The sequence below is a fragment of the Edaphobacter aggregans DSM 19364 genome (assembly GCF_000745965.1).
Lineage (GTDB): Bacteria > Acidobacteriota > Terriglobia > Terriglobales > Acidobacteriaceae > Edaphobacter > Edaphobacter aggregans.
The window spans coordinates 443,461-459,263 of the sequence record NZ_JQKI01000001.1 but is presented as its reverse complement, the minus strand read 5'-3'; the positions used below and the strand labels follow the sequence as shown (position 1 = coordinate 459,263).

At 62.5% G+C, this 15,803-nt stretch carries 14 protein-coding genes; 8 read left to right on the top strand and 6 right to left on the bottom strand.

Annotated elements, in window-relative coordinates; genetic code table 11:
• Positions 1 to 197 precede the first annotated feature (197 nt).
• Positions 198 to 1,847 carry a tetratricopeptide repeat protein gene (locus tag Q363_RS02075; protein ID WP_035347415.1) on the top strand — a complete coding sequence of 550 codons (1,650 nt, stop codon included), beginning with the start codon at positions 198 to 200 and terminating at the stop codon, positions 1,845 to 1,847.
• A 154-nt stretch (positions 1,848 to 2,001) separates the two neighbouring features.
• Here Q363_RS02075 and Q363_RS02070 read toward each other — a convergent pair whose 3' ends face one another.
• Together Q363_RS02070 and Q363_RS02065 are read right to left on the bottom strand one after the other, a co-directional pair.
• On the bottom strand, positions 2,002 to 3,033 hold the full coding sequence (locus Q363_RS02070) for a radical SAM protein (RefSeq protein ID WP_035347414.1): 1,032 nt from the start codon (positions 3,031 to 3,033) through the stop codon (positions 2,002 to 2,004).
• 99 nt (positions 3,034 to 3,132) lie between these two features.
• Entirely contained in the window at positions 3,133 to 4,272 is a 1,140-nt protein-coding gene (locus tag Q363_RS02065) for a phosphatidylinositol-specific phospholipase C1-like protein (protein WP_035347744.1), read from the bottom strand.
• Between the two features lie 172 nt (positions 4,273 to 4,444).
• Between Q363_RS02065 and Q363_RS02060 the strand changes: the two genes are divergently transcribed.
• Both Q363_RS02060 and Q363_RS02055 read left to right on the top strand, forming a co-directional pair.
• Positions 4,445 to 5,359, top strand: coding sequence for an ATP-binding response regulator (locus tag Q363_RS02060; protein ID WP_035347413.1), 915 nt, complete (start codon positions 4,445 to 4,447; stop codon positions 5,357 to 5,359).
• A gap of 66 nt (positions 5,360 to 5,425) precedes the next feature.
• The gene (locus Q363_RS02055) at positions 5,426 to 7,768 is read left to right on the top strand and encodes a GH92 family glycosyl hydrolase (protein ID WP_051978238.1); all 2,343 of its coding nucleotides are present in this window, start codon (positions 5,426 to 5,428) and stop codon (positions 7,766 to 7,768) included.
• 56 nt (positions 7,769 to 7,824) lie between these two features.
• On the opposite strand, the gene Q363_RS02050 is transcribed toward Q363_RS02055, so the two are convergent.
• Complete coding sequence (locus Q363_RS02050; protein ID WP_035347411.1) at positions 7,825 to 8,778, bottom strand: GlxA family transcriptional regulator; 954 nt, start codon at positions 8,776 to 8,778, stop codon at positions 7,825 to 7,827.
• A gap of 136 nt (positions 8,779 to 8,914) precedes the next feature.
• Between Q363_RS02050 and Q363_RS02045 the strand changes: the two genes are divergently transcribed.
• The gene (locus Q363_RS02045; RefSeq protein WP_084079894.1) at positions 8,915 to 9,685 is read left to right on the top strand and encodes an HD domain-containing protein; all 771 of its coding nucleotides are present in this window, start codon (positions 8,915 to 8,917) and stop codon (positions 9,683 to 9,685) included.
• A 54-nt stretch (positions 9,686 to 9,739) separates the two neighbouring features.
• Here the strand turns inward: Q363_RS02045 and Q363_RS41945 are convergent, their stop codons facing one another.
• Positions 9,740 to 9,979: a hypothetical protein gene (locus Q363_RS41945; protein WP_035347409.1), complete on the bottom strand. Its 240-nt coding sequence runs from the start codon at positions 9,977 to 9,979 to the stop codon at positions 9,740 to 9,742.
• On the opposite strand from Q363_RS41945, the gene Q363_RS02035 reads away from it, so the two are divergent.
• Entirely contained in the window at positions 9,978 to 10,868 is an 891-nt protein-coding gene (locus Q363_RS02035) for a universal stress protein (protein ID WP_035347407.1), read from the top strand. The genes Q363_RS41945 and Q363_RS02035 overlap by 2 nt on opposite strands.
• A 56-nt stretch (positions 10,869 to 10,924) precedes the next feature.
• Positions 10,925 to 11,671: a Crp/Fnr family transcriptional regulator gene (locus Q363_RS02030; protein ID WP_245631981.1), complete on the top strand. Its 747-nt coding sequence runs from the start codon at positions 10,925 to 10,927 to the stop codon at positions 11,669 to 11,671.
• Here the strand turns inward: Q363_RS02030 and Q363_RS40000 are convergent.
• Positions 11,654 to 12,016, bottom strand: a complete 363-nt coding sequence (locus Q363_RS40000) for a hypothetical protein (protein WP_035347405.1) — start codon at positions 12,014 to 12,016, stop codon at positions 11,654 to 11,656. The two genes, Q363_RS02030 and Q363_RS40000, sit on opposite strands and share 18 nt — an antisense overlap.
• 476 nt (positions 12,017 to 12,492) lie before the next feature.
• Here Q363_RS40000 and Q363_RS02020 point away from each other — a divergent pair, with 476 nt between their 5' ends.
• Together Q363_RS02020 and Q363_RS02015 are read left to right on the top strand one after the other, a co-directional pair.
• Positions 12,493 to 13,743, top strand: coding sequence for an MFS transporter (locus tag Q363_RS02020; RefSeq protein ID WP_051978237.1), 1,251 nt, complete (start codon positions 12,493 to 12,495; stop codon positions 13,741 to 13,743).
• A gap of 120 nt (positions 13,744 to 13,863) precedes the next feature.
• Positions 13,864 to 14,343 (top strand): RidA family protein, encoded by a 480-nt coding sequence (locus tag Q363_RS02015; protein WP_035347400.1) that lies wholly within the window; start codon positions 13,864 to 13,866, stop codon positions 14,341 to 14,343.
• Positions 14,344 to 14,428: 85 nt separating this feature from the next.
• Here the strand turns inward: Q363_RS02015 and Q363_RS02010 are convergent, their stop codons facing one another.
• The gene (locus Q363_RS02010) at positions 14,429 to 15,595 is read right to left on the bottom strand and encodes a lactonase family protein (RefSeq protein WP_084079855.1); all 1,167 of its coding nucleotides are present in this window, start codon (positions 15,593 to 15,595) and stop codon (positions 14,429 to 14,431) included.
• Positions 15,596 to 15,803: the final 208 nt, after the last annotated feature.

The following is a 15,803-nucleotide window of genomic DNA, read 5'->3' as shown; positions in this document are numbered from 1 at the left end:
TGTGCCCGTACTCTCGCTCTTGCGTCCCCTCAGTCTCCACTACCCGCAAATTCACCACAACTGGGGAAACCACTAGTTTTGCAGCCCATTCAGAGCCGCCAGCCCGGCACTTTTTCAGCACTCTACTTCCACCCGTTGCCCATTTTTTTGCTGCACAATGGAACTGCTGCAAGCCGCCGAAGTCCTTGAGGACGCTCATGAAGGCCCCCGTCTCCCTCCCGCTCGCCGCACTTCTCCTCTCCTCATCCCTGCTTGCCCAGAGCACCATGCAGATGTCGCACGACGACCATCGTCCCGTCCCCCTCATCCAAGGACTCGGCAACTCCAGCCACACCATACGCACCTCAGGCCCCGAGGCGCAGAAATACTTCAACCAAGGGCTCGACTACATCTGGGCCTTCAACCACGACGAAGCCCGCCGCTCCTTCCAGCGAGCTGCTACCCTCGACCCCGCCGCCGCCATGCCGCTCTGGGGAGTCGCCCTCGCCGTCGGCCCCAACTACAACGACATCGACATCGGCCATCAGCGCGCCCAGCAGGCCATCGACGCTCTGTCCAAAGCGAAGCCACTCGCCAAAACACCCGTCGAGCGTGACTACATCGCCGCTCTCTCCACGCGCTACACCGGCACCGGCGACAAAATCGTCGTCCGCGGCCCCGAGTACGCCGAAGCGATGAAGTCCCTCGCCGCAAAGTACCCCAACGACCTCGACGCCGCGACCCTCTACGCCGAGGCGCTCATGGACCTCAACCCGTGGAAGCTCTGGAATCCCGACGGCTCCCCCGCTCCGCACACCAACGAGATCCTCTCCACGCTCCGGGCCGTCCTGAAGAAGGACCCGAGCCACGTCGGCGCCAACCATCTCTTCATCCACGCCACCGAGTCCTCGCCCAACCCGGAGATCGCGCTCGCCTCAGCAAAGTTCCTCGAAGACGCCACGCCCGCAGCCGGCCATCTCGTCCACATGCCCGCGCACACCTATCAGCGCACCGGCAACTTCAAGGGCTCCGAGCTCGCCAACAAGCGCGCCGTCGCCGCTGACCAGGCCTACTTCCAGTCGCAGCACATCGAGCAGGTCACGAACATGTACTACAACATGTACTACGTTCACAACATCCACTTCCTCGCCGCTGCCTGCGCCATGGAAGGCGACAACGCCTGCACCCAGAAGGCCTCGGCAGAACTCGTCGCAAAGGTTCTTCCCGCAACCAAAGAGCACCCCGAGACCGAGTGGTTCACCCCAACCCAACCCTGGATGCTCGTCCGCTTCCACCAGTGGTCCACCATCCTCGCCTCGCCCATGCCCGAGCCGCGCCTCAAGACCCTCACCGCCTTCTGGCACTACGCCCGCGGCAACGCCTTCGCCGCGCAACACAAGCTCGACGAAGCCAAAAAAGAGCGCGACTTACTCGCCCAGCACCTCAACACGCTCCCCGCCGACGCCATCCCCGACTTTCTCAATCCCGCAAAGTCTGCCTTCCAGCTAGCTCTCGACGTGCTCGACGCCCGCATCCTCGAAGCGCAGGGCAAGCTCCCCCAGGCCATCGCCGTCTGGCAGAAGGCCGTCGCCCTCAACGACTCCTTCACCTATAACGAGCCCGCCGACTGGTACTACCCCGTCCGCGAATCTCTCGGCGGAGCCTATCTCCGCAACCATCAGCCCGCCGAAGCCGAGGCCGTCTTCGCCCGCGAGCTCGAAATCGACCCAGGCAGCGGCCGCGCCCTCTACGGCCTATGGCAGGCTCAGCTCGCACAGAAGAAGACCGCCGAAGCCGCAAAGTCAGAAGCCAGCTTCAAAGAAGCCTGGAAGCACGCCGACACAAAACTCAGCATCGCCACGCTCTAATCCCTCACCCACCCCTCAACATCCATCGACGGGTGCCCCATTCAGGACGCGGATCATCGCGGCATGAGTGGGATCATTCGAGCGAAGCTCCAACCATTCTGTTGAAGGAATCCTCGTCCTCACGCTCGAGAAAATCAATTGGAACGGTCCAGACTCATCCCTCGAGAATCGTAAACACCGCCGCCTCTTCCTGCTTCTCGCTCGTCCCCGCGAACGGCTTCTTCATCCTTCGCCACATCTCCCCCACCCGGTCCGACGCAAAGAAGATTTGCCCCGCCGTCAGCGGCCCCAGCACGCGATGGTTCCCCACCGCCGCCAGCCCCATCGACGCGATGCACCCGCACTGCGAGCAGTCCGGCTCACCCCCGAATTGGCACGGCGTAATCTTCGTCTTCAGATCCGCCGAGATCGTATGCGTCGTCCGCGCAAAGACGCACGCCTCCGGGCTCCGCGGTGGAGTCAGCATCTCGTTGATCAGCGACTCATGCATATCCAGAATCGGATACAGCAGCCGCAGCCGCCGCAGGTCCTCCACCACAAAGCGCCTCTGCTCCGCCGTCAGCAGCTCCTCGCCCGTCGCTCCCACCTGCGGAGTAAACAGGCTGAACCAAATCTTATTGATCTCCGGCCTCTCGCTCCAGAAACGCACAAACTCCTCGATGTATCCAGGGCGCGCCGCAATCTGCCCCGTAATCGTCGAGTGAATCGTCACCTTCGCCCCCGCGATGCTCTTCAGAATCCGCTCATACGTCGCCGGCTTTCGCCGCTCGTCATGCTCCGGCTGCAAGCCATCGATCGACACCACGACATTCAGCCGCTTAAACCTGCTCCACTCCGCCGGAATCGTACGAAACGCGCTGGTCACCACCTGCGTATGCACGCCGCGTGCTTCCAGCTCCGGCAGCAGCCGCTCCACCTCGCGATACCGCACCAGCGGATCGCCTCCCACCAGCGACACGTGCAGCGGCTTCTCCGCATCCACGATCGCCAGAATCTTTCCCACCAGCTCATCGCCCTTGAAGTCCGAGAGCTCGCGTAGACTCCCCTCGCCGCCCAGGTGCGCCGCGTCAAACGCATAGCACCCAGGGCAACGCAGCGGACACTCCTTTGTGATCTCAATCGAAAGCGAGGGCTTATAGCCGGAGAGAATCCTCCCCCATGCTCGCACTACCTCACCTGTATTCATCCCACCTCGCCTTCACATCCTGTTAGATGCAATCGACAGACTCTAAAGCCCTCAAACTCCCCAAATGGAGTAATTAAAAGAAGTGCAGCAAGCTTTGCGCTACTTTCCCTTCCCCTCCACCAGCCCATCCACACAACCCGTCGGAGCATTCACCGGATTGCACCGCGCCGCCACCCCACCCGGCAACCCCACTATATACCCCGTCCACTTCGCAGGCTCGCTCACGGGAAAATCCGTGCTCACCATCTGCGCCCCGCTCTTCAGCGTCTCGTCCCTCCGAGCCGTATCGTTCGTCCGTCCCTGATCCGTGTTGAAGTCCGCGCGCGTCCGTACCAGGTAGCCCTTCTTCACCAGCGCAGCAATCTCATCCGCCTTACCCTGATCCTGTTCAACAAACCCAGCCTCCGGCCCACCCGGCCGCCCGTTCACAAACAGCACGCGCCCCTTCATCATCGCGTGGCCCTCCAGATACCCCGGAGCCGACTTCCTGTTGTACAGCAGAAACACCACCTTGCCCCGAGCGTCGGCCAGCGTCGGCCACCTCCCCGCCAGCACCGCCTCCTCCAGCGTCGCCGCGCCCCCGCGCACCTTATCCGGAGTAACAATCTCGCTCTCCCGGAACACCGACCGTATCTCCGCGTCCATCGCATCCCACGTCGGAGCCGTCCACGGCTCCGCCGTCACCGCTCCCGGAAGCTGGCTCACCCTCCCCTGCTTGTCCTCGATCAGAAAGAACACCGGAACATGCCCCTTGTGCGCCTTCGACCACGCGCGCACCTCCTTCAGGCACTCCGTAAACAGAACGCAGCTGCTCCGCTGATTCAGATCCCCCAGGTGCAGCGTCTTGAACCCCGGCTTCATCCATTCGTGCTTCGGATCGAACTCCGTATCCGCCGGCAGCCCCGCCTCCTTCGTCAGCTCCACGATCTTCGGGTGCGCAAACCTCCCGCCCGCGGGGTCCTGCACGATGTCCAGCTCCAGCTGCCGCACGCCCGCGTTCAACTGCTCGGTCAGCGTCTGGTGGTGATACTCCAGCCCGTGATACGCCTTCGCGTAGTGCTCCTCAAAGTACTTCCCCTCGCTCGGAGCAAACCCCATGTTGTAGCTGTTGTGCGTCCCCACCACCTGAATCTGGTTCAGATGAACCACCTTGTCCTGTTCGGTCCTGCTCTGAGCACTCCGGCTCTGCGCCAACAAAGGCATCGAACACAACACCACAACAGCCACAACAGCACGCATCCTCAACACCCGACCTCGCAAAAATACTGGCAGTCCCCCCACCATACCCTCCTCCCCGCAAACCCGCCGCAGTCATTCGACCTATTACCCGCCGCCATCGGCTATCATCTTCCCCAGGCCTTCTCCAGCACGGAAACAGGACCACCCACTTCACGCGCCAGGAGCCTCACCAATGAGCCGTATCCTCGTCATCGGTAGCGACAACCCCGTCACCCACTCCATCGGAGACATCCTCGCCGCCTCCGGTCTCCCCATCGAATATGCAGCCGGTCCCGTCGGCGCTCTGCAGCGCATGCGCATGCAGTCCTTCGCCATCGCCATCACCAGCCCCGGCACCACCCTCGAAGAAGACCTCGCCCTGCTCGACGAGATGCGCCACATCCGGCCCGCCATCAAGTGCATCTCCCTCGCCCCCAGCAGCACGCCCGACGAGGTCATCGCCGCACTCCGCGCCCACGTCTTCGCCTGCTTCACCGCCCCCTTCGACCCCGAATCCATCGCCGCCATCGCCCGCGACGCCGCCTCCAGCGACCCCCGGGAGGACGACATTCAGGTCCTCTCCGCCCGCCCCGGCTGGGTCTCCGTCCGCGCCAACTGCCAGATCCTCACCGCCGAGCGCCTCATGACCTTCGCCCGCGAGCTCAGCACCCAGATGGAGGAAGACATGCGCCAGGAGCTCCTCCACGGACTCCGCGAGATACTCCTCAACGCCATCGAGCACGGCGCCGCGTTCAACTCCCAGCAGAGGATCGACGTCACCGCCATCCGCACCAGCCGCGCCTTCGTCTTCTACGTCCGCGACCCAGGCTCCGGTTTCCGTCAGGAATCCCTCAGCCCCAACATCATCGCCCAACCCGGCTCCGATCCCATCGAACACATCCAAAAACGCGAAGAGGAGGGCCTCCGCCCCGGCGGCTTCGGACTCCTCCTCGCCAAAGGGACCGTCGACGAACTCCTCTACAACGAGATCGGCAACGAAGTCCTGCTCATCAAACACCTCGACCGCACTCCCGAAGTGCAAATCACCGAAGCGCAAAGTACCAAATCGCAAGGCCACGAAGCTCAAGGTCAGGCCCAGGTGCACTAAAACCGACAGCCGTCCTAAAAATCATTCACACGTTAGCGCTGAAGAAAGATTTAGATTGGCAAGCGTATGCCAAATCTCTTCCTGCGCGCTGCATCCCTCCTCACGCTCGCCACGGCCCCGTTCCTCCACGCCCCCCTTTACGCCCAGACCGCCTCCGACATCGACCCCATGCTCGGCGCCGACAAGGGCGGAAACGTCTTCGTCGGCCCCACCCTCCCCTTCGGCATGGCCAAGCCCGGCCCCGACTACGGCACCAACGAGAGCAACGCCGGATGGGAGGCCCACGGCGACCTCCACGGCTTCTCCCAACTCCACGTCTCCGGAACCGGCGGCGGCCCCAAGTACGGCAACATTCTCGTCCAGCCCCAACTCGGCCCCGCCGACCCCACCCACGCCTCCTCGCCCCGCGCCGACGAGCACGCCGAGGTCGGCTATTACTCCGTGAAGCTCGCCGCGTCCGGCATCAAGGCTGAACTAACCACCGCCCGCCGCACGCCCGTCTACCGCTTCACATATCCCGAAGGCAAAGACCGCACCCTCCTCCTCGACGTCGGCCACATGCTGATGAAGATCCACGACTCACCTCATCGCTACAACGAGGGCCAGGTCCTCTACTCGACCGACGTACACATCCTCTCCCCCACCGAGATCGCCGGCGTCCAGTCCTCCGTCATGGGCTGGAACATCCAGACCGTCCCCATGCGCGTCTTCTTCTACCTCATCGCCGACACCCCCGCCATCTCCAGCGGCACATGGGAGGACGGCAAAGCCCCTGTCCCCGGCAGCAAGCGCGCCCGCTACTCCATGCCCTACACGCTCGTCACCATGCCGCACCCCGCGCCTTTCGTGAGCACCGGGGCCTACCTCACCTTCGCCCCCGGCGCAAAGCCCGTCACCTTTAAGATCGGCCTCTCCTTCATCTCCATCGAACAAGCCAAACAAAACGCCCTCACCGAAGTCCCCGGCTTCGACTTCGACGCCACCCGCAAAGCCGCAGTCGCCGCATGGAACAAAGAGCTCTCCACCATCAAGATCACCGGAGGCACGCCCGACGAACGCCAGCAGTTCTCCACCGGCCTCTATCACTCGATGTTGATGCCCGTCGATCGCACCGGCGAAAACCCCCTCTGGCAATCCACCGCCCCCACCTACGACGACTTCTACTGCATCTGGGACACCTTCCGCTCCTCCACCCCGCTCCTCACCCTCGTAGCCCCGCAGCGCGTGACTGAAATCCTTCAGGCGCTCATGGACATCCAGGACCACGACGGCTTCTTCCCCGACGGCCGCGCCGGAAACTACTCCGGCCGAACCCAGGGCGGCTCCGACGCCGAGATGATGTTCGCCGACGCCTACGTCAAGCACCTCCCCGGCCTCGACTGGGAGCGCGTCTACAAAGCCCTCCGCTACGACGCCGGCGCCGACTCCCCCGAGCCCATGCGCTTCGGCCGCGGCGACATGGCTGACTACAAATCCCTCGGCTACCTCTCCATCGAGAACAGCGACCCCATCGGCGGCCCCGACCGTCCCGGCTCCCGCTCCATGGAGTACTACGCCAACGACTACGCCGTCGCCGTCATGGCCCGCGGCCTCGGCCACACCGCCGACGCAAAACTCTTCTCCGACCGCGCCAGCAACTGGAAAAAACTCTGGCGCGCCGACGCCGTCGACCACACCGAAGACGGCGACATCACCGGCTTCATCTGGATGAAGCACGACGACGGCTCCTGGAAAGAGCCCTTCAACCCCCACCTCGTCGGCACGTGGTATCAAGACAACTTCTACGAGGCCGGAACCTGGACCTACTCCCTCTACGTCCCCCAGGACATCCGCTCCCTTATCGCGCAGATCGGCGGCAAGGACCTCTTCAAAAAGCGCCTCGACCTCTTCTTCGCTCCCGTCTTCGATCCCAACAGCCAGCACAGCCGCTACCGCTACGACGTAGGCAACGAGCCCGGCTTCCTCTCGCCTTACCTCTACAACTGGATCGGCGAACAATCGAGCACCGCCAAAACCATCCGCACCATATTGCCCAAGAGCTACCACACCGGCCTCGCCGGCCTCCCCGGCAACGACGACTCCGGAGCCATGGGCTCCTTCCTCGTCTTCAACCAGATGGGCTTCTTCCCCGTAGCCGCGCAGAACGTCTACCTCATCGGCTCCCCTACTTTCCCCCGCTCCACCCTCACCCTCGCCAACGGCAAGACCTTCTCCGTAGTCGCCGAGAACACCTCACCCACCAACCTCTACATCGCCAGCGCCACCTGGAACGGCAAACCCTACACACGCTCCTGGTTCACCCACGACCAACTCATGGCCGGCGGCGAACTCCACCTCACCATGACCAGCCAACCCACCCACTGGGACACCGGAGCCCCACCCCCCTCCATGTCCGACAAGCAGCCATAGCCGGATGCACTCTCACAAACCAGCTGCACAACACAAACCTCCTATTGAGGACCGCCTCAGCCAGCCTCAACGCCTCGCTTGAATCGCCTCGTATACTCCCCGGCAGTGATCCCAATCACGCGAAGAAACGTTCGCCGCATCGACTCCGCCGACTGAAAGCCGCACGCATCCGCAACCTGCTTCAGTCCCATCGAAGAGCTGTCGATCATCTGCTGCGCCGCCTCCACGCGCATTCGATCCACGAACTGCCCCGGATTCATCTTTGTCTCACGCAGACACACTCTCGTGAAGTGGCGAGCACTCATCCCAATCTGCTCCGCCAGCCTCTCCACCGTAAGATTTTCCCGCAGATGCTCGAGCATCCACACATGCAGCTCCCTCAGCGGCTGCGAGTTCAACGCCTGGTGCGACAACATATGGCTGTACTGCGCCTGCCCTCCCGGACGAACCAGAAACATCACAAGCTTGCGCGCAACCTCCAGCGCCACCTTGTGACCGTGGTCCTCTTCCACCAGCGCAATCGATAGATCAATACCCGCAGTAATTCCCGCCGACGTATAAATCGCGCCGTCCCGCAGATAGATCGGATCCGGCTTCACGATCACCTTCGGAAACTCGCGCGCCAGCCGGTCGCAAAAATCCCAATGCGTCACTGCCTCCTTCGCATCCAGAAGCCCCGCCGCGGCGAGTTGAAACGCACCCGTACAGATCGCCGCAACGCGCCGCGAACAGCCCGCCGCCTCCGCAATCCACGCGAGGTAAGAGCTGTCATAGATTCCGCTCTCCGCTCCCGGTCCTCCCGCCACCACCAGCGTGTCGATCGGTCCCTTCAGCTCCTTCAGCGGAACAGCATTCGTAAACGCCACGTTGCGGCTGGTCGCAAGCGATCTGCTGCCGTCCCACGAACCCACCACCACCTCGTAGCCCGCAACGCTCGCAAACACCTCAAGCGGTCCAGCCACATCGAGCACCTGCACGGGAGGAGGGCCAGTAATGACAACCTTGCGCATGGAAAAAGGCTACAAGATCAGACTTCACGATGTCCTGATTTGTGGCATCCGCGTCGTGGCGTTCCCTCCCGCATCGCCCTACCTTCAATTCAGGAATGCGGTACAAGAATTTCACCGTATCGGAAGGGAACTCAAAATGGCTAACGAAACATCGAAATCCAGTCTCATCGACGAGACCTGCAACACGTGCAACAACGAGGTCGGCTCCGACGCTCCGGTTACGTTTCGCCGCCCCAAAGTATCAATTCATCTCCCCTCATCCCAGGTGCAGTACCAGAAGGTCCAGGCAAGAGTACCCGACAGCAAACTGACACGCGAAGCCACCGGCCTTCTCCGCGAGTTCAGCACACCTCTTCTCTTCAACCACTCCCATCGCGTCTTCTTCTGGGCCGATGAGATGGGACGCCGGTCGGGACAGAGCTACGACTCTGAGCTCCTCTTCATCTGCGCGGCCTTTCACGATCTCGGTCTTTTGAAGAGGTTCAGCAGCGAAGCAGATCGTTTCGAGGTCGACGGCGCCAACGCCGTTCGCCAGTTCCTCGAGCACCACAACGTCCCCAGCACCCGCATTCAGACCGCATGGGACGCAATCGCACTGCATACCACTCCCGGCATCGCACCCTACAAACCGCTTGAGGTTGAGCTTCTCTATAACGGGGTCGGACTCGATGTCCTCGGCATCGGATATCACGACTTCCCACAAGACCTCCGCACCAGAATCGTCGCCCAGTACCCGCGCACCGACTTCAAGCAGGGCATCGCAAAAGCATTTCTCGGTGGATTCGAGCACAAGACCCAAACCGCCGAAGCAACCTGCAACGAAGACATCTGCTCGCACTTTCTCCGCAACTACAAACGCAGCAACTTCTACGATCAGATCCAGAACTCACCCTTCGAAAACTCCTGAACCGTCGCTCGGTGTCTCATCGAGCCCATCGCCGGATGTCCCACCCATGCAGTGTCACCGCATGAGTGGGACCTTCCAGCGAAGCTCCCGCACCCCGCTCCTCTCCCCGGCTCGATCCGTCACCCTTCCCGGATGACGCCCGTACAACATCCTCACCGCAGGCCGCATCTGCCGTGACCCTGCTCCCCTCCTTGTGACCGCCATCACAATCACCCGTGACCGCCCCGACATCCAATCCCCCACCGCTGTCCTATCCTCAATGGCATCGCGAACCAGCGAGAGGAGTACCGCCATGCCAGTCATCCAGACCGAAGTCGCCCTCACCCTCGACAACATCGTCGTCGCCACCGACTTCACCCCCGAATCCGAGAAGGCCCTCTCCTACGCCCGCGCACTCGCCCACCAGTTCGCCACCAGAATCACCCTCGCCCACGTCATCGACCTCTCCGCCGCAACACCGCTCCCCGACGCCATCGTCGGACTCCCTCTCGACAAGCTGCGCCACGACAGCGCCGAGAACATAAAGCGCACCCTCTTCGATCTCGGCATGGAAGGCGTCACCGCGCAGGGCAAGACCCTCGAAGCCCACAACCCCACCAGCGCCATCGTCGATCTCTCGCACAAACTCGACGCCGACCTCATCATCGTCGGAACCCACGCGCGCCACGGCCTCAGCAAGCTCATCCTCGGCTCCTGCTCCAAAGGCATCATTCACAGCGCCAGGTGCCCCGTCCTCACCATCGGCCCCAACGCCGACCCCGACCCCGTCGACCTCGCCTTCCGCTCCATCGTCTTCGCCACAGACCTCAAGCACGACGCCGTCGAAAAAGCCTCCGTCGCCCTCGCCTTTGCCAAAAAGACCATCGCCAACGTCCGCATCTGCCACGTCATCGAAGACCACGCCGAGTTCTTCGCCGACGCCTTCCGACAGCACGCGCGCGCCGAGTACGCCCTCGCGCGCCTCATCCCCGAAGCCAGCTACACCTGGTGCTCCCCCAAGTCCTCCGCCCTCTTCGGCAACGTCGACCGCGAGATCCTCCGCCTCGCCAGAGCCAACCAGACCGACCTCATCGTCCTCGGCGCGCATCGCAACTCCCCATTCCTCAGCCGATTCTGGGACGGCGTCGTCGAAGACGTCATCCGCCAGGCGCCCTGCCCCGTCCTCACCATCTGCACCGGTTAGCAACTATTGGTCGAGGAGGCCCGGAAGCTCCCCCTAACACGCCCCAACAGGAGATAATGGTTGGCACCGCCGGTTTAGCCGGAGTTGCCATGGGTCTCGAACGCCAACCGCGCCGCGCCTCCTCCAGCTGCGCCAGCTGTGAGTACCGCTCCCTGCGGATGTTCTGCAACCTCTCACCCGAGCAGCTCTACGACCTTGACTCCATCGGTGTGCAATGGCGCCTCCCCAAAGGTGCCATCTTCTTTCAGGAAGAGGACCCCAGCGACCACGTCGCCGTCCTCTGCGACGGCCAGGTCAAGCTCTCCTGCACCTCCGCCGAGGGCAAGACCCTCATCCTCAAGATCGCCGGCCCAGGCGACGTCCTCGGCCTCGGAGCCGCCATCGCCGGAAGCCCCTACGAGGTCACCGCCGAGGCCATCCAGCCCACCCTCGTCAAAAACATCCGCCGTGACGACTTCATCGCCTTCCTCGAGCGCCACGGCGAAGCCAGCATGCACGCCACTCGCTCTCTCTCCGACGAGTACAAAGCCGCCTTCGACGAAGCCCGCCGCCTCGCCCTCTCCCCCTCAGCCGCCGGACGCCTCGCCTCCGTCCTTCTCCAGTGGGGCCGCAGCGCCTGCTGCGGCAAACCGGAGATCAAGTTCACCATGGCCCTCACCCACGAAGAGCTCGCCAGCCTCGCCGGAACCTCCCGCGAGACCGTCACCCGCGTCCTCAGCCGCCTCCAGCGCGAAAACCTCATCCACATCCACGGAACCTCCATCACCATCCTCGCCCCAGAAAAACTAGCCCAGCTCTCCTGACCCCCGCAATCCCAGGCCTTCCCTGGAATACGTCATCTCCACCGAAGCGCCACACGCCAAAGAAAACGTCATCTCCACCGAAGCGCGAAGCGCGCAGTGGAGAGAACCCTGTATTTCTGCCGTTGCGTTGGCTTGCCGTTGCCCTTTGCCCTTGCTTTTGCTTTTGCCTTTGCCTTTGCCCTTGCCCTTGCCCTTGCCCTTGCCCTTGCCCTTGCCCTTGCCCTTGCCCTTGCCCGTCATTCTGAGCGAAGCGAAGACCCCCCGCATTTGCATTTGTTGTTGCCGTTGCCGTTGCATTTGCTGTTGCCGTTGCATTTGCTGTTGCATTTGCATTTGCATTTGCATTTGCTGTTGCTGTTGCTGTTGCTGTTGCTGTTGCTGTTGCCGTTGCTCTTGCCGGTGCTTCTGAGGTAGGCCCGGGCTTTAGCCCGGGCATCTATCAGCCGCGCCCCGAAGGCGCAACCGCACTGCCGTAGGCCGGAGCGAAGCCCGAAGGGCGCAGCGACCCCAAATCCCGAGGAAGCCCAAACCGTGTCAACCCCTCAACTCCTCAAGACCCCACCCCACCCAACCGAAACAAAACAAACCCCTTACTTCCCAACAAATAAACCCACCCACACTGTCATTTCAATTTCCCTCAATTCGCTACAATAGAAGTAGATCGGAAAAAGAAGGGCCGGGCCCCAAACCCGGCTCTAACTCTTTCCCCATCAAGATTTTGCACCGAAAATACCCCGTATTTTCAATACTTTGCACCCAAAGTACCAACCTAAAGTATCTCGGATGAAGACCTTGCACAAAATACCGGGAGGGGGAGGAAGATGAGCCAGACAGCACTCGAAACCGCCGGGCCCGTCATCACGCCCGAGCCCCTCAAAGCGGCCTCGAAGACCCTCTTCCGCGTCCTCGCCGCCATCAGCTTCTGCCACCTCCTCAACGATATGGTGCAGTCGCTGCTCCCGGCCATCTATCCCATCCTCAAAACCGAGTTCCACCTCGACTTCACCCATCTCGGCCTCCTCACCCTCACCTACCAGGTCGTCGCCTCGCTCCTGCAACCCGTCATCGGCCAGTACACCGACAACTACCCCAAGCCCTACGCCCTCGCCACCGGGATGACCTTCACCCTCATCGGCCTGCTCCTGCTCGCCGTCGCCCCAACGTTCCATTGGCTGCTCTTCGCCTCCTGCCTCATCGGCATCGGCTCCGCGATCTTCCACCCCGAAAGCTCCCGCATCGCCCGCATGGCCTCCGGGGGCAAGCATGGCTTCGCCCAGTCCTTCTTCCAGGTCGGAGGAAACTCCGGCTCCGCCATCGGCCCCCTCCTCGCCGCCTTCATCGTCCTCCCTCTGGGACAAAAAGGAATGGCCTGGTTCGCCCTCCCCGCCATCGTCGGAATCGCCATCCTCCTCCGCGTCGGCCGCTGGTACAAGGCCCGCCACGCCGAAGCCAGCAAGCGGCCCGAGCGCCACCAGACCCATCACCTCTCCCGGGCCCGTGTCGCCGGCTCTATCGCAATCCTCGTCGCGCTCATCTTCTCGAAGTACTTCTACCTCGCCAGCCTCTCCAGCTACTACACCTTCTATCTGATCCAGCGCTTCCACACCACCGTCCAGCTCTCGCAGATCATGCTCTTCGTCTTCCTCGCCGCCGTCGCCGCCGGAACCCTCATCGGCGGCTCCGCTGGAGACCGCTACGGACGCAAGCTCGTCATCTGGATCTCCATCCTCGGAGTCCTCCCCTTCACCCTCGCGCTCCCCTACGCGAACCTCTTCTGGACCGGCGTCCTCTCCGTCGTCATCGGCTTCATCATCGCCTCCGCCTTCTCCGCCATCCTCGTCTACGCGCAGGAGCTCCTCCCCGGCCGCGTCGGCATGATCTCCGGCCTCTTCTTCGGAGTCGCCTTCGGCATGGGAGGCATCGGAGCCGCCGTCCTCGGCAAGCTCGCCGATGCCACCAGCATCATCACCGTCTACCACGTCTGCGCCTGGCTCCCCGCCATCGGCCTGCTCACCGGCTTCCTCCCCAACATCGAAGCCCCAAAGCACAAACCGCACCCGGCCACCGCATAAGACACAAACCGCCCCCGCGCCAAGCGTCAACAACGCTAGGTCCGATGTCTCATGCGCGCGTCAGGCAAAGCTCTGTACCATGTTCCGCGTCACTGATCCCCATCGCCAGGAGCACGCACCATGCAGAACCCCACCCGCAGAGGCATCCTCAAAAACGCCGCCAAAGCAGCCGTAGCAGCCGGCGGAGTCCTCGCCACCCAAAGCAGCATCCAGACCGCCTCCGCCCAGACCTCCGCAAAGCTCGCAAAAAAGGACGCCACCGGAAAGTCCCAGACGCAGTTCCCCTTCACCTCCGTCGTCTCCTACGGCAACCTCCTCTTCGTCTCCGGAATCGGCTGCCGCGTGCCCGGCACCATCGAAGAGAACACCAAGTGGGTCCTCGACGAGCTCGAAAAGAACCTCACCGCCGCCGGCTCCTCGCTCGAAAAGGTCCTCAAGGTCAACATCTTCATGGAAGACATCAAGCAATTCGACCGTATGAACGCCGTCTACAAATCACGCAAGTGGGGCGCAATCTTCCCCGCGCGCAACACCACCCAACCCGCCGCCCTCCCCGCCGGCGACTACGGCCTCGCCATCGACTGCATCGCCTACGTCTAGCGCCCGTCGCATACGAAAAAAAAGCGCGCCCGTCTCGGAGGGGAGAGACGGGCGCAGCGGCAAGAATCCATGCAGCCGCAAGAAACTAGATCGCAGCGATGCCGTTGAACCCGACCGACTTCGGAAGATCGCCCGCCTGGCCGAGGTTGGTCAGCGTTCCATCCTGCTCGATGCGGAAGATGCCCACGTTTCCACTCCCCGAGTCAATCGAGTAGAGGTATCTGCCGTCCGCCGTGACCGCGATGTCCAGATTGATGCTGCCAGGAGGATTGTTGCCCACCACTGTCGCGCCGATCGGAGTCAGCGTTCCATCCTTCGCGATGTTGTATCCCGAGATCGAACTGCTGGCCGAGTTCGACGTGTACACCCGCGTACCGTCCGGCGTAATCGCATTCCAGCAGTTGCCGTTCCCAAACGCCGGAACGCTCTGGCTCACCGCCGTCAGCTTGCCATCCGCACCGACGCTGTAAGAAGAGGTCGCCGAAGCGTTCGAGCCGCCCGCAGGGCCAGTCTCCGACACGACGGCCTTCCCGTTCGGAGCAAACGCCAGCGAGAAGGTCCCCGGCGCCGGGTTGGCGTTCAATACGATCGGCCCCAGCGTCCCATCCGGCTGAACCCGAAAGGCATCGATCGTGTTAGCGACCCGCTCCGTCACGAGCAGAAACTGCCCGTCCGGGCTGAACGCAAGCGAAGCTCCGCCGGTCGCGTTGCCCGACAAGAAAGCCGTCGAGTTCTTGATCTGCTGAAGCTGTCCGCCGAAGCCGAGATGAAATCCGACCAGGCTTCCCGATCCGCCCGAGTTCAGCACGTAGACGAGATTATTGAACTGCGCCACCGCAACCGGCTGGCTTCCGCCCGAAGGAGCCTTCTCAATCAGAGCAAGATTCGAGCGCAGCACCTTGAAGACCGAGACCGTTCCGCTGCCCGCATTGGCCACAAACAAGAGCGAGTGGTCCTGGCTGAACGTCAACGAGCCCTGCGACTCCAGCGGATCGGTCGTGCCTCCGCTGCCGCGGCCGCCGGTATTATAACGATTGGCTTCGGTGAGAGATCCGTTCGCGGCGCGGTCGAAGGCGATCACCTCATTCTTGTCCGCGTCGTTCGTCATGATGAAGACAGCTCCGCTGCTGCGATTTGCCGACTGGCCAGATGTCAGATCGGCAGACTGCGCAGAGGAGTTGTTCGGCGTGAAGGCACTGATTCCCAGAACAGCCATCGAGAGGATCAGAGGACGTCTAAATCGGTTCTTCATAGAGCTACTCCTTAGGGAGGTGCAGAGTCGCACGAAGGGGCGGCCGCGTCCAAAGGACCGGTGGGTCATCGTCGACGGTCATCGAGTTCGCCCAGCCGTTTGAGGCCGCGGCGTAACGAAAGGTCACAGCCTCTTTGTCAAAAATAAGTAAAGCCGACCCACCGAGCCGCGCGGAGTCCAATAGAAACAGAGCGCCTTTTCGCTGTTG

What these genes read in the sequence shown, in the direction of transcription:
- Q363_RS02015 (WP_035347400.1), top strand. Translation starts at nt 13,864, where the DNA reads ATGCAGAACCCCACCCGCAGAGGCATCCTCAAAAACGCCGCCAAAGCA.
- Q363_RS02070 (WP_035347414.1), bottom strand. Translation starts at nt 3,033, where the DNA reads ATGAATACAGGTGAGGTAGTGCGAGCATGGGGGAGGATTCTCTCCGGC.
- Q363_RS02035 (WP_035347407.1), top strand. Translation starts at nt 9,978, where the DNA reads ATGCCAGTCATCCAGACCGAAGTCGCCCTCACCCTCGACAACATCGTC.
- Q363_RS02020 (WP_051978237.1), top strand. Translation starts at nt 12,493, where the DNA reads ATGAGCCAGACAGCACTCGAAACCGCCGGGCCCGTCATCACGCCCGAG.
- Q363_RS02060 (WP_035347413.1), top strand. Translation starts at nt 4,445, where the DNA reads ATGAGCCGTATCCTCGTCATCGGTAGCGACAACCCCGTCACCCACTCC.
- Q363_RS02010 (WP_084079855.1), bottom strand. Translation starts at nt 15,595, where the DNA reads ATGAAGAACCGATTTAGACGTCCTCTGATCCTCTCGATGGCTGTTCTG.
- Q363_RS02030 (WP_245631981.1), top strand. Translation starts at nt 10,925, where the DNA reads ATGGTTGGCACCGCCGGTTTAGCCGGAGTTGCCATGGGTCTCGAACGC.
- Q363_RS41945 (WP_035347409.1), bottom strand. Translation starts at nt 9,979, where the DNA reads ATGGCGGTACTCCTCTCGCTGGTTCGCGATGCCATTGAGGATAGGACA.
- Q363_RS02050 (WP_035347411.1), bottom strand. Translation starts at nt 8,778, where the DNA reads ATGCGCAAGGTTGTCATTACTGGCCCTCCTCCCGTGCAGGTGCTCGAT.
- Q363_RS02065 (WP_035347744.1), bottom strand. Translation starts at nt 4,272, where the DNA reads ATGCGTGCTGTTGTGGCTGTTGTGGTGTTGTGTTCGATGCCTTTGTTG.
- Q363_RS40000 (WP_035347405.1), bottom strand. Translation starts at nt 12,016, where the DNA reads ATGCAAATGCAAATGCAAATGCAACAGCAAATGCAACGGCAACAGCAA.
- Q363_RS02075 (WP_035347415.1), top strand. Translation starts at nt 198, where the DNA reads ATGAAGGCCCCCGTCTCCCTCCCGCTCGCCGCACTTCTCCTCTCCTCA.
- Q363_RS02045 (WP_084079894.1), top strand. Translation starts at nt 8,915, where the DNA reads ATGGCTAACGAAACATCGAAATCCAGTCTCATCGACGAGACCTGCAAC.
- Q363_RS02055 (WP_051978238.1), top strand. Translation starts at nt 5,426, where the DNA reads ATGCCAAATCTCTTCCTGCGCGCTGCATCCCTCCTCACGCTCGCCACG.